This window comes from Streptococcus sp. CF8_St5-17 (assembly GCF_024295665.1).
Lineage (GTDB): Bacteria > Bacillota > Bacilli > Lactobacillales > Streptococcaceae > Streptococcus.
Genome location: NZ_JANCOU010000001.1, coordinates 180,951 through 204,732 on the forward strand (window position 1 = coordinate 180,951; position 23,782 = coordinate 204,732).

At 40.9% G+C, this 23,782-nt stretch carries 15 protein-coding genes and 1 pseudogene; 1 reads left to right on the plus strand and 15 read right to left on the minus strand.

The genetic code is table 11. The features are described from left to right. Nucleotides 1-5: 5 nt before the first annotated feature. Nucleotides 6-461: an 8-oxo-dGTP diphosphatase gene (locus NMM19_RS00880; RefSeq protein WP_178895264.1), complete on the plus strand. Its 456-nt coding sequence runs from the start codon at nt 6-8 to the stop codon at nt 459-461. A gap of 237 nt (nt 462-698) precedes the next feature. Here the strand turns inward: NMM19_RS00880 and manA are convergent, their stop codons facing one another. From manA to bgaA, 15 genes and pseudogenes are all read right to left on the minus strand, one after another. Then, on the minus strand, nt 699-1,643 hold the full coding sequence (gene manA, locus NMM19_RS00885; RefSeq protein WP_178895265.1) for a mannose-6-phosphate isomerase, class I: 945 nt from the start codon (nt 1,641-1,643) through the stop codon (nt 699-701). A gap of 139 nt (nt 1,644-1,782) precedes the next feature. Beyond that, complete coding sequence (locus NMM19_RS00890; RefSeq protein WP_178895266.1) at nt 1,783-2,361, minus strand: DUF3592 domain-containing protein; 579 nt, start codon at nt 2,359-2,361, stop codon at nt 1,783-1,785. 150 nt (nt 2,362-2,511) lie between these two features. Further along, nucleotides 2,512-4,287: a pyruvate oxidase gene (gene spxB, locus NMM19_RS00895; RefSeq protein ID WP_178895267.1), complete on the minus strand. Its 1,776-nt coding sequence runs from the start codon at nt 4,285-4,287 to the stop codon at nt 2,512-2,514. 322 nt (nt 4,288-4,609) lie between these two features. Next, nucleotides 4,610-6,832 (minus strand): heavy metal translocating P-type ATPase, encoded by a 2,223-nt coding sequence (locus NMM19_RS00900; RefSeq protein WP_178895268.1) that lies wholly within the window; start codon nt 6,830-6,832, stop codon nt 4,610-4,612. A gap of 9 nt (nt 6,833-6,841) precedes the next feature. Beyond that, the gene (locus tag NMM19_RS00905; protein WP_000933322.1) at nt 6,842-7,213 is read right to left on the minus strand and encodes a cupredoxin domain-containing protein; all 372 of its coding nucleotides are present in this window, start codon (nt 7,211-7,213) and stop codon (nt 6,842-6,844) included. A gap of 10 nt (nt 7,214-7,223) precedes the next feature. Beyond that, the gene (locus tag NMM19_RS00910) at nt 7,224-7,619 is read right to left on the minus strand and encodes a CopY/TcrY family copper transport repressor (RefSeq protein WP_045763230.1); all 396 of its coding nucleotides are present in this window, start codon (nt 7,617-7,619) and stop codon (nt 7,224-7,226) included. Between the two features lie 118 nt (nt 7,620-7,737). After that, the gene (pyrE, locus tag NMM19_RS00915; protein ID WP_178895269.1) at nt 7,738-8,367 is read right to left on the minus strand and encodes an orotate phosphoribosyltransferase; all 630 of its coding nucleotides are present in this window, start codon (nt 8,365-8,367) and stop codon (nt 7,738-7,740) included. 31 nt (nt 8,368-8,398) lie between these two features. After that, nucleotides 8,399-9,100 carry an orotidine-5'-phosphate decarboxylase gene (gene pyrF, locus NMM19_RS00920; protein WP_178895270.1) on the minus strand — a complete coding sequence of 234 codons (702 nt, stop codon included), beginning with the start codon at nt 9,098-9,100 and terminating at the stop codon, nt 8,399-8,401. Nucleotides 9,101-9,307: 207 nt separating this feature from the next. Continuing rightward, entirely contained in the window at nt 9,308-10,576 is a 1,269-nt protein-coding gene (locus NMM19_RS00925; RefSeq protein WP_254729666.1) for a cell division protein FtsQ/DivIB, read from the minus strand. Between the two features lie 9 nt (nt 10,577-10,585). Beyond that, a complete protein-coding gene (locus NMM19_RS00930) occupies nt 10,586-11,644 on the minus strand; it encodes a UDP-N-acetylglucosamine--N-acetylmuramyl-(pentapeptide) pyrophosphoryl-undecaprenol N-acetylglucosamine transferase (protein ID WP_178895272.1) in 1,059 nt (352 codons plus the stop codon). Between the two features lies 1 nt (nt 11,645). After that, nucleotides 11,646-12,998 carry a UDP-N-acetylmuramoyl-L-alanine--D-glutamate ligase gene (gene murD, locus NMM19_RS00935; protein ID WP_178895273.1) on the minus strand — a complete coding sequence of 451 codons (1,353 nt, stop codon included), beginning with the start codon at nt 12,996-12,998 and terminating at the stop codon, nt 11,646-11,648. A gap of 96 nt (nt 12,999-13,094) precedes the next feature. Further along, entirely contained in the window at nt 13,095-15,800 is a 2,706-nt protein-coding gene (locus NMM19_RS00940; RefSeq protein ID WP_178895274.1) for an FtsX-like permease family protein, read from the minus strand. A gap of 1 nt (nt 15,801) precedes the next feature. After that, nucleotides 15,802-16,503, minus strand: a complete 702-nt coding sequence (locus NMM19_RS00945; protein WP_178895275.1) for an ABC transporter ATP-binding protein — start codon at nt 16,501-16,503, stop codon at nt 15,802-15,804. Between the two features lie 198 nt (nt 16,504-16,701). Continuing rightward, nucleotides 16,702-17,355, minus strand: a complete 654-nt coding sequence (locus NMM19_RS08380) for an SIALI-17 repeat-containing surface protein (protein ID WP_368407195.1) — start codon at nt 17,353-17,355, stop codon at nt 16,702-16,704. Beyond that, nucleotides 17,347-23,574, minus strand: a pseudogene (bgaA, locus tag NMM19_RS00950) (LPXTG-anchored adhesin/beta-galactosidase BgaA); the annotation flags it as partial. The gene NMM19_RS08380 and the pseudogene bgaA, both read right to left, overlap by 9 nt. Between the last annotated feature and the right edge of the window lie 208 nt (nt 23,575-23,782).

Sequence of the window (23,782 nt, forward strand, 5' to 3'; positions counted from 1 at the left end):
AGCCTATGAACAGAAGAGAATCAGTCGAATTTGTCAATATGTGTATGATTCAAAACGGAGACAAGGTTCTAGTTCAAGACCGAGTTAATCCTGACTGGCCTGGCATTACTTTTCCTGGTGGGCATGTTGAACGTGGTGAATCCTTTGTCGATGCCGTCATTCGTGAAGTGAAAGAAGAAACTGGTCTGACCATTTCCAAACCCCAACTCTGTGGTATCAAAGATTGGTATGATGATGCTGATTTTCGCTATGTCGTACTTTTTTACAAGACAGAACACTTTACTGGTGAACTCCAGTCTTCAGACGAAGGAAAAGTCTGGTGGGAGAATTTTGAAAATCTATCTCATCTTAAACTAGCTACTGAGGATATGTCTGATATGCTTCGTGTTTTTCTTGAAGAAGATCTAAGTGAGTTCTTTTACTACAAAGAAGGAGACAACTGGTCCTACCAACTAAAATAATAGTAAATAGACGGAGCTATCTCCATCTATTTTTGCTTATTTGAAATTTCATCTTTATCTATATAAAATAGTCTTTCCTAGAAACCATGACTTATTCTTAAAAACCTTGAAGATAAATATTTCCCCAAGTCTGGCTTTTCCTTCTTCGTTTCATCATTCCAATTATCATCATCGTGGTCTTTATCGCGCAATTTATGTAAAAAAAGGACTTGAGTAATAAACTCAGGTCCTTTCTTTTTATGGATGGCTTACAATCAATTCTAAATCTGATCCTTCCAAAGTCCAAGCTTCAACATCACTTGGCAAGATAAAATGGCTACCTTTTTGGATTGGATAATCTTTTCCATCAACAGTCAGTTTCCCTTCACCAGCCAAGACACTAAACAAGCTGTAGTCAACTGTCTTTTCAAAGTCAACTTTTCCAGTGATTTCCCACTTGTAAACTGCGAAGAAATCATTAGACACAAGAAGAGTTGAACGCAGGTCATCTGCTTTAACAGTCACAGGTCGGCTGTTAGCAGGCTCACCGATATTTAAAACATCGATGGATTTTTCAAGGTGGAGCTCGCGCAAGTTGCCATTATCGTCCTTACGATCAAAGTCATAGACACGGTAAGTTGTATCACTAGACTGTTGCGTTTCAAGGATTAAGATACCTGAACCGATAGCGTGCATGGTGCCACTTGGTACATAGAAGAAATCTCCAGCTTTTACAGGTACTTTGGTTAACAAGGCATCCCAGTTTTTATCTTCGATTTGCTGACGAAGTTCTTCTTTTGACTTGGCATTGTGACCATAAATAATCTCTGAACCTTCATCTGCTGCGATAATATACCAGCACTCTGTCTTTCCAAGTTCACCTTCATGTTCTAATCCATAAGCATCGTCTGGGTGGACTTGAACACTGAGCCAGTCATTGGCATCGAGGATTTTAGTTAAGAGTGGAAATACTGGCTCTGGACGGTTGCCAAATAACTCACGGTGTTCTGCATACAAAGTAGCTAGGTCTGTTCCCTCAAAACGGCCATTAGCTATCTTAGAAACACCATTTGGGTGAGCTGATATTGCCCAATACTCACCAATCTTTTCGCTTGGAATGTCGTAGCCAAACTCATCACGAAGTTTAGTACCACCCCAGATTTTTTCTTGCATTACGGAATTTAAAAATAATGGTTCTGACATGTTACATCTCCTGTCTAATTTTTCACCCTCATTATAGCAAAAAAAGAGTTCTAATTGAACTCTTTTTCTTATCTTATAAAGTAGGGAGAAGATTTTATAAAAATAGTAACGATATAGACTTCTTATTATATCGAAGGACTTAATTGACAAGATTTGGAAGAATGAACATGATAAAGAATGCCAAGGCAATCATCAGAAAAACAAGGAGATAGACAACACATTTAGTCAACCATGCATAACGACCTGGTTTTAAAGGTCTTTCTACATAGGAATGTTTTGGTTTTTTAGGATCATAATAAACAGTTACCTTTCCCCCAATTGGAAATCGTTCCATTAAAGGTGATTTTGTTAAAGAGATGAAACTGTTCCTATAAATCTTGTATCTTAAAACCTGAGGGATTTCACCATCTTCAAAATTATCCATCTTTACATCAGATACAATAGAACCTAAGGGAGTACTGATTGTATTTGAAATCGCAGATAGAAATTTTGGCCCGACAACCTTGTATTGGTTCCCATCAATAGTGTACTCGACAACTGGCAGGCTAATTCCGTTATAAAGAGCATAGGAATATCGGATAATGACTCCTTCCGTTCTTTCGGTGCATCTCTTGGCATTTCTGTAATTACTGAAGATAAAAAAGTCGAACATGAAATAGGTGAAGGCAGCAAAGCCTAAACTCATTAAGCCAAATAATAGAAAGAAAGTTGTTGGCATCTTTTTCTCCTTAAAATATCCTAATGAATCTATTTTAACAGAAAATACATAAAAGAAAAAGACCGGATTGCTCCGATCTTTTAAGTTTCTCTCTAAGAAAATCAATGCATAAAATCTACAATGTTTACTTTTGATTTTCGACGAGCAGGATTATTTGATTGCGCGTGATTGCAACCCTTCTTCTTCCAAGAAGAGGCGGAATGGTACGAGTTCTTCTGCTTCGTATTTTTCCTTGAAGGCTTTAATAGCTTCTTCTGAGTGTTGTTTTGGATCCAACTCAAGTACTTCTACTGGAAGTGGACGATGTGGAGTGATGTGAGCATCGATAACAACAGTTTTACCTTCTTTGTTCAATTTAACAGCTTCAGCAACGACTGCGTCGATGTCTTCGATACGGTCAACTGTAAATCCAATAGCTCCTTGAGCTTCAGCGATTTTCGCATAGTCAGCATTAGGGAAGTCACAACCAAACAAGTGTTTGTTTGTGTCTTCGTATTTGTCCTTGATGAAGGCATATTTACCATTTGAGAAGACAACGTTGATAACTGGAAGGTCGTATTGAACGTTTGTGATAACGTCTGGGTAGCACATGTTGAATGCACCGTCACCCATGATGTTCCATACTTGGCGATCTGGATTGTCTTTCTTAGCAGCGATACCACCAGGAAGGGCAATACCCATTGTCGCAAAGAGTGGAGATGTACGCCACATGTTCTTAGGTGTCATGTGAAGGTGACGAGTAGATGTTTGAGTAGTGTCACCTACGTCGATTGAGTAAATAGCGTCTTGATCAGCATATTTGTTGATTGCATTATAAACTTGGTACAATTGAAGCGCACCCTCAGTTTTACCTTCGAGTTTGTTCATGTAATCACGCCAGTTTTGGTTGTTCTTCACGTTTGCACGCCACCATGGAGTAGATTCAACTGGGTTTACTTTATCAAGAATTGCTTTAGCTGCTTGACCTGCATCCCCAAGGATTGAAGCATCAAGGGCATGACGTTTACCAAGTTTGTAAGGGTCGATATCCACTTGGATGAATTTTTCAGTGTTTTTGAATGCTTCGTAAACTTCAGCAAATGGGAAGTTTGAACCAAGGAAAAGAACTGTGTCTGCTTCAAAGACCACTTCGTTGGCTGGTTTCCAACCAACACGGTAAGCAGAACCTGTCAAACCTTCATAGTTCCATTCGAAAGCTTCAAAGTTTTTACCAGTCGTAATGATTGGTGCTTTAATTTTACGAGACAATTCAGTGATCACATCACCAGCTTTAACACCACCGTAACCAGCGTAGATCACTGGACGTTCAGCATTGTTCAAGATTTCAACAGCTTTGTCGATTTCAACTTCGTTCAAAGCTGGAGCGATGAATGAGCGCTCATATGAACCTGATCCGTAGTATGAGTTTTCGTCAATTTCTTGGAAACCAAAGTTTACTGGAATTTCAACAACGGCTGGACCTTTTTTAGAAACTGCAGCACGGCACGCTTCGTCAATAACTTTTGGTAATTGCTCTGCGTAAGCTACACGTTTGTTGTAAACAGCGATACCGTTGTACATTGGGTTTTGGTTCAATTCTTGGAAGGCATCCATGTTCAATTCGTTAACTGGACGTGATCCAAGGATAGCAAGGAATGGAGTGTTATCCATAGCTGCATCGTAAACACCGTTAATCAAGTGAGTCGCACCTGGACCACCTGAACCAACTGCAACACCAATAGATCCGCCAAATTTAGCCTGCATAACCGCTGCAAGAGCACCTGTTTCTTCGTGGCGAACTTGCAAGAAACGGATATCTTTGTCTTCAGCCAAAGCGTCCATAAGTGAGCTAAGTGTTCCTGATGGGATACCGTAGATTGTGTCTACGCCCCATGTTTTCAATACGTTAAGCATTGCTGCAGATGCAGTAATTTTCCCTTGAGTCATAATGATAACTCTCCTTAAAGTTAATTTGATAAAAGATAAAAGCGCTTTTATATGTTTTTTGAAAACGATTCAGTAAATTTACAATCCTAATTTATCACATTTGATTTCAGATTCATAAGAATGTGCTCAGAAAACTTCATTCTCTATTACAGTACAGTTTGAAAACGTTTCGAAAATCTGTTTTAGAATAGCAAAAAAGCGGTTAAAACCGCCTTTTTATACTCAATGAAAATCAAAGAGCAAACTAGGAAGCAAGCCGCAGGCTGTACTTGAGTACGGCAAGGTGAAGCTGACGTGGTTTGAATTTGATTTTCGAAGAGTATTAATCGACTTTAGTAAAATTAAGCATAAGAGAGCTGATTAAAACAGAGACTGAACTAAAGGCCATGGCCAATCCTGCAAGTTCTGGATTGAGCACCAAACCAAGACTTGAAAAGACTCCTGCTGCAATCGGAATACCAATGAGGTTATAGATAGAAGCCCAGAAAAGATTGAGTAGGATACGATTAAAGGTCTTCTTACTCATATCAAAAGCACGTGCCAATCCTAGTAAATTGTTGGTTGTAAGGACAAGATCTGCTGATTCAATGGCAATATCTGTACCAGATCCCATGGCAATTCCGACATCCGCTACACTGAGGGCCGGCGCATCATTGATACCATCTCCAACAAAGGCCAATTTGCCATTCTTTTGAAGCTTGTGAATTTCATGTGCCTTTTCCTCTGGCAAGACATTTGCGATTACTTCTTCGATTCCAATTTGCTCTGCAATCGCATGGGCTACTCCAGCATTATCTCCAGTAAGCATGACCGTTCTAAGACCACGTTTTTTCAATTTAGCAATGGCTTCTCGAGCATTTTCCTTAGGGACATCTTGCAAGGCAAGTAAGCCTTTTAACTCACCATCAACGGATAAGAAGACAACTGTTTTTGCTTCTTTCTCAAGCAAATCAAATCGTTCTTGATAATCATGTGGAATAGCAAGATCATCTAAGAGTTTGGCATTCCCCAGCAAGACTTGTTTACCATTAATATCCCCAGTCACACCTTTTCCATGTAAGGCTTGGAAGTTTTCAACAGGGTAAAGGCTAATTCCTAGTTCAGATGCACGATTTACAACTGCTTGAGCTAGCGGGTGTTGAGATACATCTTCCAGTGAAGCAGCCAAACTTAGCACTTCTCCTTCATCTCCGACAACATCTGTTACCACTGGCTTCCCTTCGGTCAAGGTTCCTGTCTTATCAAAAACAACTGTTTGGACTTTTTGGATTTCCTGTAAAACTGTACCATTTTTGAGAAGAATCCCCATCTTGGCACTTCGTCCTGTTCCAACCATGAGTGCTGTCGGTGTCGCGAGTCCTAGTGCACAAGGACAGGCAATTATCAAAACTGCTACTCCATAGAGGAGCGACGTCACAAAGCTTTCTCCTAAGAAAACAAACCAGATCCAAAAAGTAAGAAGTCCTAAAATGACAACTGCTGGTACAAAAATCCCAGAAATCTTGTCTGTCAAATCTTGAATAGGAGCACGACTCGTTTGCGCTTTTTTCACAAAGTCCACAATCTGAGCCAACATGGTTTCAGAACCTACTTTTTCAGCTCTAAAAATAATCGTACCACTATTATTGATGGTTGAACCAATGACAGCATCTCCAACTGATTTATCGACTGGAATACTTTCCCCAGTCACCATTGATTCATCGATGCTGGTTTCACCTTCTAACACAGTCCCATCAACGGCAATTTTTTCACCTGGTCGAACGCGAATGAGATCCCCAACTTTGACTTGTTCTAGAGGGATTTGAACATAAACATCATCACGCAAAACCTCTGCTGTTTTTGCTTGTAGGTCTAATAATTTTTCGACTGCCTGCGAAGTATTTTTTCGCATTTTTTCCTCAAAAACTGCTCCCAAAAGAATGAAGAAGAGGATAAATGCAGCACTTTCAAAGTAAACGGGCAGCCCAGTGAAGAGGGCAACTAAGCTATAGAAATAGGCCACTAGGGTTCCCAGAGCAACCAAGGTATCCATGTTGGAATTGTGCTTTTTAAAACTAGCCCAGGCGCTTCTGATATATGGAACTCCAGCTACCAGCATAATGGGTGTTGTGGCTAAAAAGGTGCCCCAACGCATGACTTGGTGACTAATTCCTCCTGTAGACATCCCAATCATGAGAATCACAAGAGGCACAGTAAAGATACTAGTAATCCAAAAACGCTGAAAAAGACTGAGAGACTTTTTAGTTTTTTCAACAACGGTATAGGTTCCCTTTTGCATCTTCATGCCGCATGAAAATTCATGCTCACCCAATTCTTGAGGCGTAAAGCGAATGACTTTTTCCTCGTCTTGAGCGATTGGTTCTAAAAGTCCTTCTTCTTCGAAGAGAATCTCTTTATAACAGTTTGAAGGTGTCACACGATGAAAGGTAATCTCAGCAGGAATCCCTTTTTGCAGTTGAATGTGGGCTGGATGGTAGCCTTTGTCTGCCGTGATACGAATTTTTTGCACACCATTTTCAAGGCTTGCTTTTACAATTTCAGTCATAATATTCTCCTATTCTACAATCATCTTACCGTGCATCATATTCATGCCACAAGAGAAACCATACTCACCTGCTTCTTCAGGTGTGATTTCAACAACGTATTGGTCTCCCATGGGCAGATCTGCATGCACTCCAAAGTCTGGGAAAACGATTTGATCCAAGCAAGGTGAAGGATCTTTTCGATCAAAAATAATGCGAGCAGGTTGCGATTTTTTGAGGATAATGGTTTCTGGAGTATATCCTCCCATGACCTCCACTCGAATTTCTTGATAGCCATTCTTTTGTTGGGCTCTCTTAGCATCTTCTTGCGGTTTTTTGAAAAACCAAAAGAGGATAAAAGCAATCATTCCTAAAACAACAATAGATACAAATAGATTTAACATAGCGTCTCCTTTACATACAATTACATCTTACTTCTGTTACAGCACTTGCTTTTTTCTTTGAAATCACTTCTTCCAAACCTTCCAAGTCAGCTAGGGTAAAGTCACATTCTTCAATCAAATCAGCTAGCAAGAGCTTTATTCTTCGAGAACAAAGCTTGTCTTTGATATCCTGAACCATTAAGCCCCTACTATCATCTAGCGTTAAAAGGGCCGAATAGACAAAGGACTTGCCCTGTTTTTCCCGAGTCAAACATTCTTTCTCCACCAAACGGGCCAAGAGTGTCTGGATCGTGGATTTGGACCAACTGAACCTTTTCTCTAATACTTTTATGAGATCAGTACTAGTCTGTTCTCCCTGCATCCAGATAATCTTCATGACCTGCCATTCTGCATCCGAAATCTGCATTGTTATTCCTCCTAAATCTACATTTGTCAATTACAATTATCAGTATACTCTTAAAATCTACATTTGTCAATTAAAAAAACCGATGTTATACATCGGTTAAGTAATTGCACTAAAAAAGTTATCCTTGCCAATTTTCTTGGTCTTCTTTAAATCGTTTTAGGAGAGCAAGTCCTTCTGGTGTAATGTAGCCTTCTTCTTGGGCTAGGTGGATGAGCTCGCTGTAGTTTGAAAGAGTCACTAGTTTGACACCAGCATCTGCAAAATTCTTATCTGCTTTTGGTAATTGATAGCTGAAAATGGCAACAACACCAAGAACATCTGCTCCTTCACGTTTAGCAGCTGCTACAGCTTCAAGCACAGAACCACCAGTTGAAATCAAATCTTCCACAACGACCATTTTTTGTCCTTGAGCTACACGACCTTCGATTTGGTTTCCAGCACCATGATCTTTAGGTTTGCTACGGATATAAGCAAATGGCAGATTCATCTTATCAGCGATGATGGCACCGTGTGGGATACCCGCAGTCGCTGTTCCTGCAATCACTTCTACCTCTGGGAATTCTGACTTGATGGCTTCTACAAAACCATTCTCAATCAAGGTACGTGTCTCTGGGTAGGCAAGTGTTACACGATTATCCGTATAAATCGGTGACTTGATACCTGAGGCCCAAGTGAAAGGCTCTTCTGGTTTGAGGTAAACAGCTTGAATTTTCAATAGATGGCTAGCAATGTTTTTAGCAAGTGTCATGGGATTCTCCTTTGTATTTTATACTTTATTCTTATTTCCAGTCTTGTGTCCATTCATCCTTGATAGCATGATAAGCTACTACTGGATCAGTGGCTTGAGTGATTGGGCGACCGACAACGATGTAGTCACTACCAATATGATAAGCATCTGCAGGTGTCATCACTCGTTTTTGATCTCCAACTGCAGCCCCTGCTGGTCGAATACCTGGTGTCAGGCAAATAAATTCTGGACTGGTAGCTTCTTTGATGAGTTTTACTTCTTGAGCTGAACAAACCACACCATCTAATTCCGCTTCAGCAGTTTTCTTGGCATAGTGAATAACCGATTCTTGAAGACTGGTTTGAATATTTTGAAAGTCTCTCATTTGTTCTTCAGAAGTTGAAGTCAACTGGGTAACAGCAATCAATTTGGCTTCTTTTCCAAGACCTTCACGCGCAGCCTTCATCATCTCTACACCACCTGCGGCATGAACATTGGTCATATCAACGCCCAGATGAGACAAGACCTTCATGGCTGATTTGACTGTATTTGGAATATCATGGAGTTTAAGATCCAGAAAGACACTATGTCCCAAACCTTTCAGATAAGAAACAATCTCAGGTCCTGTAGCATAATAGAGTTCCATACCTACCTTTAGATAGAGGCTCTCTCCTGCTGGAAAAAGAGCTAAAAATTGCTTGACTGCCTCAAAACTTGGAAAATCAAGAGCAATAACTGGACGGGCTTCGCGCATACTTTTCTCCTTTTACCTTTGTTAGCTAGAGAGCATGAAAAAAGGAACCTGCCTACAGCAAGGTTCCACGAAAAATGGGCAGTCTCCACCCTTTCACCGTCTAACCTTAGCTGCCTCTCTGGACTGCTTTAAAGGTTTTTTACTATTCTATTATTTAAAGTGGTACTTGTCAAGTAAAAACAAGTAACTGAACGAATCATTTGAAACTTAGCGACTCTGTGTTGTTTGAGTCGTCTGTGTTGTTTGATCTTGATTTCCTTGCTCAGCTTGTTTTTTCTTCTCTTCTTCCTGCTTCTTCTTTTCCTCTTCTTTGGCTTTGATTCTTTCGTCATCCAGAGCCTTATCCACTAGACTATAGCTATAGATACCGACCTCCATGTCAATACCACTAGGTACTGTCAACTGTGGTTTTATCTTACTATAGTAGGGTAATTTCTTCCCTAGTTCTGATAATGGCACCAAAATCTCGTCTGTATCATACATGGTAATCTTTAGAAGGTCACTTGTTACCTTACTTGGTGCAAGTTCAATCTTCTCAATCTCTTGCTTAATTTCTGGACTAACTTCATTTAGCTGAGAAATCAATGTTTTTATCTGTTCCTCATTGTTAAATAAAACAGATATGTATTTCTCAGGTAAGTTGTCAGAACTAACGGCAGTTGATTCAATACTTCCGCTTGATAAAATTGGATAATAACTATCACCAGAAACAGAGTAGGCTACAATCCCAAATTCCTTCACTTCAATGGTGAAGTGAACTGGGAATTGATAAACTATCTTTGCCGATTCAATCCAGTGATTCGATTTGACCATTTCCGCATGCTTATCTTTATTTAAGAGTAAGCTGATCGTATAGTCACTGTCACGAATGCCAGACGCTTCTCTAACTTGGTCTGCACTTGTCTGAACGTTACCCATAACCTCAATATGTTTCATTGTAGCCAGAGGGCTTAGAAGATAAATAGACAAGAATAAGATTAGAAAGCTAGGGACGAGGATCGTAACTGCTCGCCAGATATGTATAGAAGGAATAGCGGGTTTTGGAGGTTTATTCTTGGTTTTTACCTTTTTCTCTTTCTTAACCTCTGCACCAGCATTTTCTTCCCCTGCCTGGTCCTGACTCTTAGCGTCTTCTTGTGAAATTTTCTCCGAATCTTTCTCTTCATTTGAAGTCTCATCGCTAGTATCCGAATCCTTCTCTTCAGATTTTTCGGATTCTTCGTCCACTTCTTCAGAACTCGTAGATTTTTCTTCTGTTTTTTTACTCAAATACTCATGATGTTGTTTTTGCCATTCTGACACTTCTTGAGTATTTTCAGAAGAAGACTTTGCTGCTTGTTCTTCTTTTTCATGAGCTTCTTCTTCGGCACGTTTCGCCTCTTCTTTAGCCTTTTTTTGAAGATATTCTTGATTTCGTTTTTGCCACTCTGACAATTCCTTGCCTTGAGTGTCCTGATTCTTTTTATCCTTTGACATCAATTTTCCTTATGATAAATCTTTTTTTAGTAGCTCATAAAAATCTGCCACAGATTTTAATTCCTGAGAATTCTTCATCTTGTTTTGATAGATCTCTTTGTTGGTCAAAAGTTGATTTACTTTTTCTTCCAAAGTAGACAAGGTCAAGTCACTCTCTTGCAACTCCTCAGCATAGCCTTTCTTCACAAAATAGGCTGCATTTTCAATCTGATCTCCACGGCTAGCTTCACGACCCAGTGGCACAATGACGTGCAATTTAGCCATAGCAAGGAGTTCAAAAATAGTATTGGCACCACCACGAGTGATGACCACATCAGCCAGATTCATGAGTGGTTGATAGAGTTCCGTCGCATAGTCAACACGGTAGAGGTTTGAACTTAGTTCATTTAAACTAGCATCTCCTGTCAGGTTGATGATATTATAGCGACTAGTCAGTTCTTCCTTGTGGTCTGTAACTAGTTGGTTAAAGACACGCGCCCCAGCAGAACCTCCAACAAAGAGAAGAGTTGGTAACTTGTCGTTGAAAGAAGTACGGATATCCACCATTTCTTCAGGTTCTTCCATAACTGGACCAGAAACCTTGGTCACAGCTCCTACATGTTCTACCTTAGTGAGACTAGACGCTTGCTCGAAAGTAGAGTACATCTTAGTCGCAAACTTATAGGCAATTTTATTGGCCAATCCCATAGAGAGATCAGACTCGTGGATGAAGACTGGTACTCTGCATACTCGCGCTGCGATAACAGGCGGAACAGATACAAATCCACCCTTAGAAAAGAGGGCTTGTGGACGAACTCGAAGCATGATAAAGAGCGATTGAAGAATTCCAAAAGCAACCTTAAAGACATCAATCATATTTTGCCATGAGAAATATCGACGTAATTTCCCCGTTGCAATCGAATGGAAGGTGACATCTAAACCTGACTTGAGAATTTCATGATGCTCAATCCCATTTTTATCACCAATATAGTGGACTTCCCAGCCATCTTCGATGAACTTAGGCATTAACAAAAGGTTGAGGGTAACGTGTCCAACCGTTCCCCCACCTGTAAATACTATTTTTTTCATATTATCCCTTTAACTCCGCTACAGTGTCGATGAAAAGATCTCCACGTACTTCAAAGTTAGCATACATATCCCAGCTTGCATTAGCAGGACTGAGGAGAACCACATCTCCTTCTTCTGCAAGTTCATAAGCCTTGCGGGTTGCATCTGCAATATCTGTTGCATCCACATAAGCCACACCAGCCTTATCCGCTGCACGTTTGACACGTTCTGCAGATTGACCGAGGATGACCATTTTCTTAAGTCCAGTAATATCAGGAACCAATTCGTCAAACTCATTGCCACGGTCCAACCCACCAGCAATCAAGATAACCTTGCTATTATCAAATCCTGACAAGGCTTTTTGAGTTGCTAAGATATTGGTTGACTTACTATCGTTGTAGAATTTCACCCCATTTATTTGGTCTACAAATTGGAGACGGTGTTTAACGCCACCAAAGGCTGACAAGGTTTCCTTAATCGTTTCATTGTCAACACCACGCAGTTTAGCAACGGCAATGGTTGCAAGAGCATTTTCCACATTGTGGCTACCTGGAACACCGATCTCATCAGCTGCCATGACTTTTTCACCACGGAAGTAGAGAAGACCATCTTCAAGATAAGCTCCGTCAACCTTTTCAAGTGTTGAGAATGGTACTACAGTTGCATTTGTCTTTGTCGCAAGTTCTTTAGCTAATTCCTGGTTGAAGTTCAATACTAGGTAATCAACTGCTGTCATATTGTTTTGGATATTCCACTTAGCTGCCACATAGTCTTCAAAAGAACCGTGATAGTCAATATGCGTTGGCATAAGGTTGGTGATAACAGCAATTTCAGGATGGAATTCCCGGATTCCCATTAATTGGAAAGAAGAAAGTTCCATGACAAGGGTATCCTTATCTGTAGCAGTTTGGGCTACCTGACTAGCAGGATAACCGATGTTACCTGATAAGAGGCCATTTTGCCCAGCCGCAGTCAGAACTTCTCCAATCATGGTTGTCGTCGTTGTCTTCCCATTTGAACCAGTTATACCGATGATTGGTGCTTCTGAAATCAAGTAGGCCAACTCAACTTCAGTCAATACTGGAATCCCTTTTTCTAGTGCTTTTTCAATCATCGGATTGCTATAAGGAATTCCTGGATTTTTTACCATCAAGGCAAAATCTTCATCCAATAATTCCAAAGGATGTCCACCAGTGACAACCTTGATGCCCTCTTCTAAAAGGCTCTGAGCTGCTGGATTTTCCTCAAAAGGTTTACCATCATTAACCGTTACGATGGCACCTAGCTTGTCTAAGAGACGAGCTGCAGATTCACCAGATTTGGCCAAACCTAGGACTAATACTTTCTTATTTTTAAATTGATCAATTCGTTTCATATCTAGAACTCCATTTCTACTCTTACTATTTTACCATTTTTATGAAAATAAAAAAGCCACAAAGGGCTTTCTTATTTGTTTTTTGTTATAAAAAACCTATTCTACCGACTTGAGGGCTTCTAGCATATCGACCTTTCGGAGATAGTGATTGACAAAAAAACCGAGTATGGTCAAGATGATACCAACAGCTAAAACTGGGATTAGATACACTTCCCAACCGACCTGTGGTTGAAAACGGAAGGTGCCCGGTGCAATCATCTGAATTAGAAATTGATGGAGATAAAAGCCTGAGACCAAACCTACAATCATTCCAACCAGTGACAGTATGATGGTCTCCCGATAGATATAAAGGGTCACTTCTTTATTATGAAAACCAAGGACCTTTATGGTTGAGAGTTCCCGAATCCGTTCAGCAACATTGATATTGGTCAGATTATAGAGAATCACAACTGCTAGAAGTACCGATACCAGAACCAAAATTGCCATGGTTTGGTTAAGGGAACTAGCAAAACTTTCAAATAGCTGAATGGTTGAAGCATTTTGCACGACACCATTGACAGCCGCCTGCTCCATAAATTCTCTTGCAACTCTTTCAGTATTGCCTTCACTTTTATCCTTGAGTTGGACTAGATAGGTATTCATCTTAGGAGTTTGACCATAAATTTTCTCATAGGTCTCCTGATTCATATAAACAAAATGGCCTACATAATGCTCCGTGATGCCACCTACTTTAAAGGTTTTTCCATCTATTGTAAAGTTTTCACCAACGGAAACTCCTGCCAACTGAGCTAATTTTTCTGTCAAGACAACTCCGTTAGATAAGTCAAGTTTTTCCCCATTATTTTCTAAACGGACAAATGGAGCCAGGTCAGCCTTATCTGTTACCATGATGGTCACTGTCTGAATTCCAGCCTTGCCCGGATACTTCTCTTCAATCTGCTTAGAAAAAATCAAACGAAAATCTTTAACTTCATCGCTTTTCAGTTTTTCTTCTAACTTGTCCTTATCAGTATCTGAAGCTCTAGTATTTACAGAGAGAACCATCTGATATTGTTGCAGGTCCTTAAACTGCCTATCGGCCACGCCAACCACAGAGGATTGAATCCCAAGTCCTGCAAAGAGGAGGGCAACTGAACCTCCAACCCCAAAAATGGTCATTAACATACGCTGCTTATAACGAAAGATATTACGAGCAGTAACCTTTTGAGTAAAGCTCAAACGTGACCAGATAAATGTGATGCGTTCTAAGAGAATTTTAGAACCCTTGACTGGAGGCTTAGGTAATAATAATTGCGCTGCTTCTTCATGCAATTCTCTACGAGATACAAGGTAGGCTGGTAGGACGCTTGCTACTAAGCTTAGCCCCAGAGCCAAGCAACTATAGGTCCAGTAGAAATATTGCTGACTCTCACCAACAATCATTCGGCCAGTAATGATATGTGAGATTGTAGGTGCTAAGACATAATGGCCAATCAGAATCCCTAGAAGGGTTCCAAGAGTTCCAGCAACCAGACCATAAATTACAAACTTAGCGATGATGTCTTTGCTATGGTAGCCTAGAGCTTTGAAAATCCCAGCATTGGTTCTTTCCTCGTCTACAAATCGAGTCATAGTGGTAAAGGTAACCATGGCTGCCACTGCGTAGAGAACAACTGGAAAGATATTTCCCACGGCACGAATACTCATGGCTGAGTTACTATACATCAGATAACCTTGACCAGTAGGAGAGCTTTTTCGATTGTAGACATGATAGGTTGGCTCTGTCAGAGCATTGACCTCATCCTGACTGGTCTGCCACTTAGCCTTTTCCTTAGTAAGATCTGTTTCAGCTTGGCTTGCTTTTTCTTTTTCTTGTTTTAGCTGTTCTTTAGCTTGGTCTATCTGGCTCGAAACTTGGCTCTTTTGCGGTTCTGGAAGTTGGCTTAACTGTGACTCTTGACCTTGAAGCTGAGTCTCGGTTTCTTGTAGACGTTTCTTGCCAGCTGTCAAGTTGGTTTCCGCTTCATCTAGTTTTTTCTTCCCAACATCCAATTTCTCCTGAGAATCTTCTTTTATTTTCTTCAGCCGAGCTCGACCATTATCAGCAACTAGTTCCTTTAGAGTCTCCTCTTCTTCCTCGAGTTTCTTTTCGTAATCACTAGAAAAAGGATTGACATCTGTTAGACTAATAAAACGAAGGCGGGCAATCGTGTAAACAGAGCTCTTAAAGTTATCTTTTGTTACAACACCATAGACTGATAAGTTCCCATTACCACTGCCTGCACTCCCCATATCCGTTTTTGAGAAAATATCTGGAGAGTGAACAAAGCCTGTAATGGTATAACTATCCCGCTTCAATTGAGAATTGCTACCATTCTTTTGGTTCAAATGAATGACTTGACCAATCTGATAGCGATCTTTCCAAAAGTCCGCCAAGGCCAGTTCATCTTCTTTTTCAGGCAAACGACCTTGGGTTACTTGAAATTTTGAAATCTTTTCAGTATTTGAAAAAATTCGTACAGCATCTTCACTATCCTCTAATGTCAAATCCGTCATATAACCAAATTCAACATTTGCTCCTGATAGAGTTTGCAATTCTTCCTGGTCTGTCTGATCTAGACCATAATCTCCCATGATGGTCATATCTGCCGCATTAGTATCTTTCAGATAAGCCCAAGCTGTTCGCTCCATATTGGGACTGGCTACTTTAAGACCAACCACAGCCAAAGATCCCAACATCATCAGAGTTAGGATGGATAAAAACCGTCCCTTTGAACCTGTGAAAGACTGGAGCAGGTCTTTCCAATATGTCTTTCTTTTCATCTTAGTACTCCAAATCATCAATATCCTGTGGTTGAGGATTGAGGACAACACTCTTGACACCAGCATCATGCATTTGAATCACCCGATCAGCTATAGGAGCTAGCGAGGCATTGTGGGTCACAATGATAACGGTAGCCCCCTTCTTACGTGACATATCTTGAAGAATCTTTAGAACCTGCTTACCAGTCTGGTAGTCCAAAGCTCCCGTTGGTTCATCACAAAGGAGAATTTTAGGATTTTTAGCCACAGCTCGAGCAATAGATACCCGTTGTTGCTCACCACCTGACAACTGGGCTGGAAAGTTATTGAGACGATTGCCTAACCCTACGTCCTTGAGAACCTGCTCAGGATCTAAGGCATCTGATACAATTTCTGATGCCAACTCGACATTTTCTTTGGCAGTCAAGTTAGAAACCAAGTTATAAAATTGAAAGACGAAACCAACATCATCCCTACGATAGTTGGTTCTCTGATGGGAAGTAAAATTCGAGATATTGGTTCCGTCTATCCAGACTTGTCCTTCATCGTTTGTATCCATACCACCAAGAATATTTAAGACTGTTGACTTCCCTGCTCCAGATGAACCAAGGATAATGACCAGTTCTCCCTTTTCAATCTCGAAGTTAACATCACGATTGGCTACGATTTCTGTTTCTCCAGTATGATACCTCTTATAGCTATGTTTCATTTCAATATAGGACATCTTATTTCCTCCTTTCCTACCCCTTATTTCACCCTTATTATAACTCTTTTAATAATAGAAAGAAAGTTAATCCCTAAATATAAAACATAAAAAAGCGGACAAGATCTAGTTCTGTTTCTTGAAACTAGTTTGTCCACTTTTTATAGTTGAGATTGTTTTCTTGTCCAATCTCTATAATCTAAATACTGTCAGATTATTTTATTCTTCGTCTTTCTTCTTTCCCATTGCAAAGAGTCCAAGAAGCGCTCCCACAACACCTGCTGTTGCAAGGGTTGCATTTTCCTTAGTACCTGTTTCAGGGAGAATATGTTGACGACTTGCAGGCGCCTGATAAGTCTTATCTTGTGACATAGCGAGGGCTACAATCGACTGCTCATCTTTGTACTCTGGTACTTCATTGACCGCTGCTTCGGCTGCGTTCAGGCCACCAGTATATTCTGGAACTTCGTTCACCGCTGCTTCGACTGCATTGGCTCCACCTTTGTACTCTGGCACATCGTTAACCGCTGCTTCGACTGCATTCACACCACCAGTGTATTCTGGAACTTCGTGAACTGCTGGTTCGACTACTTTCGCTCCTCCATTATATTCTGGAACTTCGTGAACTGCTGCTTCAACTCCATTCACGCCTCCAGTGTATTCTGGAACTTCGTATACAGCTGGTTCTTCTCCATTCACACCGCCTGTGAACTCTGGAATTTCATGTACAGCTGGTTCTTCTCCATTCACACCGCCTGTGAACTCTGGAACTTCATGTACAGCTGGTTCTTCTCCATTCACACCACCTGTGAACTCTGGAACTTCGTGAACTGCTGGTTCTGTCTTAGCACTTTCAGCATCTGCCTTAGTCAATTGGATACGGTATTCCTTGACGTGTTTACCACTTTCTGAAACGAGACGTACCAAGACTGGAAGTTTATCGTCACCACTATCGACAACTGTTGCCGCTACGTTTTCACCAGCTTCAACGGTCACTTTAGGACGGTTTCCACTATAGGTTACTTGGTAATCCACACGAGCTTCAGAGAAGTCAGCAAGCTCTTTTCCATCTACTAGAAGTTTAGAAGCTGTATTGTCTTTAGGTGCTTCACTTGGTGCGATGAAGGCCATTTCTGTAATAGCTACACCCTTGGTATCTGCTTTTCTTTCCATGCGCCATCTCATCGCCTTAGCTTTGACTGGAGCAAAGGTTACATGGATATCAGTACCTGCTTGAATTTCTTGATCCGCACGGTATTCAACTTTCTCCCAGTTAGAAGGAGTGTTAAATGGATGTTCTGGATCGTATGGTTGGTAGTTAGAGTAGTATTCTGGTGAGGCAAATTCTGGTCCCACATAGCGCTCTAAGACTAGTTTAGAAGGGGCGTCTGTTCCACCATCTGCAAAGAAGCGAATGCTTCCTTCAGCTACTGTACGTTCAACAATCTTACCATTTTCTCTGAAGATAACCCCTACTGAGACTTCTGGATTTTCAGATGGAGTTGGAGACCAGTTGGTCCAACGACGGGTTTCATCGTCTGAGCCATCGTTAACATAGTCTACACGGTCATGAGAGTTTGGATCAATATCGTTAGTTGCTGAGGCAAATGAACGGTTGCTATCGTCGTCGAAGTCTGGGTTGTCTGATAGGTTTTCACCGAGTTTATCAGTCACACGTACTGCTACTTCGGCATTCAAATCAGTACCTAAAACGCGACCACGAACTGTAAATTCACCTGCATTCGCTAGATTTTCAGCTGGAACTTCATCCCATTCAACTGCCAAGTCTTTGACTTCATAGCCATCTTTACCTGTGAAGTAAACAGCGACTTTCGCAGGTAACTCAAGAGTATGGCCCATAGCAACCAAGCGTGATGATTTCACAGCAACAACAGGTTTACTTGCTAGCAAGTCTTTATCATTTGTAAAGTGGAGACGGTATTCACCTAGAATATCTCCGTTTTCAGCCTTAACGACAACACGAACTGGATCCCCTTCACGAACGCTTGGAATCACTGTAGCAATACCATTATCTGATACACTTGCTGTTACAGTCGGTGCTTGGTCTTCTTTAGCTTCTAGATAATAGTCAGTCAAGCCAGGGTTAAAGTTTGGCAAATCTTTTCCATCTACTTGGATTTGAGCTTGAGCTTTCTTAGCTGCAGCTACTTGTTTAGAGAAGATTTGAATTTCTGTAATGGAAGTACCCCATTTACCATCTGGTCTAACCATACGGATACGAACCGCATAAGTATTGACTTTATCAAAGCTAAAGTGAGTCATTTCTCCAGCTCTCACTTGATCTGGAGCTTTAAGATTTGTCACTTGTTTCCAATTATTGTCATCGTTAAAGACGTGGTCTTCACTAGCTACAAAGCTTGGATTTTTAGGAACTGTTGGTACATCTTTTCCTACATAGTATTCGATGACATAAGACTTAGGTGCACCAACACCGTGGTCTTCGTGGAAGGCAACATTGAGGTTATCCACTGAACGTTTAGACATGATACCAGAGTCACCAAAGAGAATTCCCACGGATGCTTCACTTGTACGGTTCCAGTTTGTCCAGCGGTTTGCTGGTTGATTGTTATATGAGATTAGTTTGTCATTGACATTAGCTACTGAGTCACTTGGATTTGAGTCTGATGCAAAGGCAAGTGGCAATTCTGAACCAGTCCACTGGTCAGAAATATTAGCACCAGTTTCTGTCTGAGCAGACACACGAAGATGAAGTTTAGTTGGTAGTTGAGTACCTTCGACATGTCCTGTCACAGTAAACTTGCCTTCTTGCGCGTATTGGCTTGGTTCAATTGCGTCCCAAGTTACTTTAGCTGAAGAGACTTGGCCATTTGAGTGGTAAGTACGAACGCTCTCTGGTAGTTGAGGAGCTTCTGCAACTGGAGTAGTTACGCTCACTTCTTCGACAGCAATGATACCTTCGACAGATACCTTAGCATGTGCTTCTTTCTCAATTCCTTCAACTTTACCTAGGACTTCAAAACTATGGTATTTAGCAAGGTCTTCCTTAGCAACTGCTTGCCAAGTCACCTTGTGAACTTTTGGAAATCCTTTATCGTACTCTACGGTTACAGTATCAGGGAGACTTGGTTCTTGGTTCAAACCTGTCACGACGCTAACTGGACGAATGGCTTGGACGACTTTGTTTTCAGTATTTGCTTGAATGTTCAAGTCAATCTGACCTTCAGCTCCTTCAAATTGAGATTTCAGAGTTACTTGACCAGGTTTGTGCAATTCAAGCATACCTTTACGAACAGTTACGTCTCCTTCACCTGTAGTTGAGAAGGTCACCTTATCGGCTTTCAAGACTGCCTGAGTACCATCTTGATAGTGAGCAAATACCTTGATACCAACTGTTTGGTCTTCTTTCAGTGCATCTGCATTTTCTACTTCTAGGCTCAAACGTTCAATCTGCGGAGCTTCTTGTAAGAATTGGATAGCATACGTTTGAAGTGCTCCACCATCATTTGGTTGAACATAAATGCTTGCACGCATACCATTTGCTTCGTTAGCTTGAATAACTGTTACTTGAGCATTTTCAGCTAAAGCTTTGACTTCAGGTAAAGCAGTTCCATAAGCAAGTTTATGGTATAGAACTGGTTGATCAGTTGAGAGACCTTCTACTGCTTGGTCTGCTACTGTTACAGTCGGTACTACTGGACCAGCAGCTTGACCTTCGGCAACTACGAATGTAGCAGAGATTTCATCATCTCCTGATATTCCTTTAACCTGAATGCGAGAACCTGGGATAGCTAGTTTAGCTTGATCTTCAGCTGCAACTTCCCACTTATCAACGTCATAGCTTCCTACAGTACCATCTGACAAAACATAGGTAACAGATGGATCAACCGTACTTAGATCTGTAGTTGGTGCAATTCTCTTAACTACAGGCAATTCTGCTTCGAGTGCCAAGACTTCAACACGCGCTTCTACATCACGACCATCTGCCACACCTTTAACAGTGAAAATACCAGGTTCATTTACATCAACTGCTGACCATTCTACTGGAAGTTTTGCACGGCTGCCATCACTGTAGATAAATCCTACTTTTGAAGGCATTTTAGCTGCTTGACCGATTACTGTACGTACTTTAGGCACCTCTGTACCTAAAACAGTTTTTTCCTCTTGGTCTTTCTTACCTGTGAAGATAGTTGTCTGACCAGATTTCAAGAAATCAGAGTGAGCAGTCAAGGTGAATTTACCTGCTTGCTCAGTTGATTTGACAATCACAACACCCTTACCATTAAAGGCTTTTCGAATCCATGAACCATCTGCTTGTTCTTTGTAACGTTCACGGCTGGCTTGTTCCCCGTTATCCACACCGACAATCTGACCTTGTCCATGCAACTGGAAGCGAACAAGATTATTGGCTGTAGGAACTACGTTACCTTTACTGTCAACAATTTCGTAATAGATATAAGTGAGGTCTTTTCCGTCAGCTGCGATAGCATTTTCTTCTTTGACCAAACGAACCCCTGCAGGTTCGCCAGCAGTCACAATCTTATCACGAGCAATAATATTTCCAGCTTCATCACGAGCTACTGCTTCTAATGTCCCTGGTTCAAAAGCAACCTTCCATTCAAGGTAGAGCTCATTCGCATTAGCACCTTCTTGGTAAGTGCGTCCATCGCTTGTTTGTTTTTTAGTAAATGTCTTCTTGCCTAGAGTATTACCATTCAAGAATAGTTCTACACTTGCCGCATTAGAATAGGCACGGACTGGAATATTACCATCTGCATCCGCTACATTCGCTTTTAGAGTAGGATTTTCCCAATTCCAGTGAGGAAGGAGATGAACCATTGGTTTCTTCTCAGCAGAAACCCATTGGCTTTGGTACAAGTAGTAATCATTCTTTGGAATACCAGCTGTATCTACGATACCAAAGTAAGAACTCTTAACTGGAGTTTGGTTTTGGTTGTGCCATGGAGTAGGTTCACCGATATAGTCAGTACCTGTCCAGATGAACTGACCTGCATAGCCAGCATTGTCACGGTCAAAAGTCCAAGATGCAGTAGCTGTTTTACCCCAACCAACACGGTCGTTACCGTAGTCTGATTGCTCATAATGACGGTAAGCTTGATTGCTATGTACCAATTCACGTTCTGGGCGGAAATAACTTCCACGTGTACGAGTAGCTGAGGAAGTTTCAGAACCGTAAATCAACCAATTTGGATGTTTCGCACGAAGTTTCTTGTAGTTGTCTTCTGAATAGTTAAATCCAACCGCGTCAAGTTCATTGGCAATCTTTTCATGGTCACCACTACCATCACCAAAACGGAACTTATCTGCTCCCATAGTGACATAGCGTGTCTTATCAACAGCCTTAATAACTTGAACCAAGCGTTTAACAGTTGCTAGAGAACGTGGTTTCCCGTCTGCTTCACCGATTTCATTACCGATAGACCACATGACGATAGCAGGGTTGTTCTTTCCTCGTTCAACCATGGTACGAAGGTCAAAATCAGACCATTTTTCACCTTTCTTAGCGTCTGGGTGAGTAGCATCTTTGTCAAAGAAGCGACCGTAGTCATACTGTTTCTTACCACCATACCAAGTATCGAAAGCTTCTTCTTGGACCAACAAACCAAGCTCAGCAGCGATTTGTAAAGTTTGCTCACTAGCTGGGTTGTGAGTTGTACGGATAGAGTTTACACCCATATCCTTCATCTGTTTCAGACGACGGTATTCTGCCTTATAGTTTTCTTCAGCTCCAAGAGCTCCATGGTCATGGTGAAGAGAAACCCCATGGAATTTAATGCGTTCACCATTCAAAGAGAAGCCTTCATTTGGAGTCCAGTTATAGTAACGGTAACCGAACAAGTCCTTCTTAGCATCGACCAATTGACCATCACGATAAACACGTGTCACCAATTCGTAAAGGGCAGGCTTGTCGCTATGAACTGTCCAAAGTTTTGGTTTATCAACTTGTAAAATAGCATTCAAGCTAGCTGATTGATGAGCTTTCAATACTTGACTAGCTGTACGAACTAGGTCCGTTACAGCTTGACCATTACGTTCGATAATTTGGTATTCAGCAAGAATTTCATGATCTTTATCATCAGTATTGACGATCTTACTTGTTACATGAGTATCTACCTTACCATTTTGTTGTTTTTCAAGGTCTGGAGTTAAGATAGTTGTTCCATTTTTCTCAGTATGGACCTTATCTGTGACTTGAAGGGTAACATCACGGTAAATCCCGCTTCCTGAGTACCAACGGCTACTTGGTTGTTTGTTGATGGCATGCACTGCTACGACATTCTCGCGACCGTCTTTATGGAGATACTCAGTGATGTCATATGAGAATTGGTTGTAACCATTTGGATAGTGACCAACTAGCTGTCCATTTACATAAACCTGAGAATCCATGTAAACCCCGTCAAATGTGATACGTACATTCTTATTGAGGTCTTCTTCATCGAGTTTAAAGGTCTTACGATACCAAGCATCACCACCATTGAGTTGCCCACCTTCGTTTTGGGCAGGTGAGTCATGGTCAAAGTCATTGTAGATACTCCAATCATGAGGAAGGTCTAATTTCTTCCAACTAGAAACATCGGCATCTGGCTTGACCGCATCTTTAGCATTGGCATTGAGCTTAAAATGCCAGTTTTGGTTGAATTCTACTTTTCTATCCTCAATCAACTGTTTTACCTCATCATTAGTTGCAGGTTTGAGCTCTGGTTTTTCTGTTTGAGCAGATTGATCCTGAGTCACAGCTGGAGCTTGCTTTTCTACATCAGAGGTTTCTTTTTTCTCAGGAGTAGTCTCAGTAGTTGGGGTTTCCACTTTTTTCTCTACTTCATGATTAGTTTCTACTGCTTCACTGTTAACAGTTTCTGTTGTTACAGGTTGTTCAGAAGCTTTTGAATCTACAGCTTCCTCTTTAGGAGTTTCTTTCTCCACTTTTTCTGTAGCAACAGCGACTGGTGTCTCATCTGCAGATACAGAATTTACACCTGCTAGATTTGCTCCAAATAAAACAGAGCAAGTCCCGATAAGCACTGAGCATGTTCCTACCGTAAATTTACGGATGCTATAGATACTTTTGCGATTCCAATAATCTTTTCCCATAGGGTTCTCCTTGTTAAGTAACCGCTTCCATTTTTGTTGAAAGCGCTATACTTATTTTGTAATTATTACTTCTATTTTATAAAATAATATAGGAAACTTCAATACTATGACTGTAAAAATCATACTTTTGATTGTTTTTTCTATATTTTGTAGAAAATAATAAAAATCTGAATGTACATTTAGAAAAATACGTCAAAACAGCTGTTTC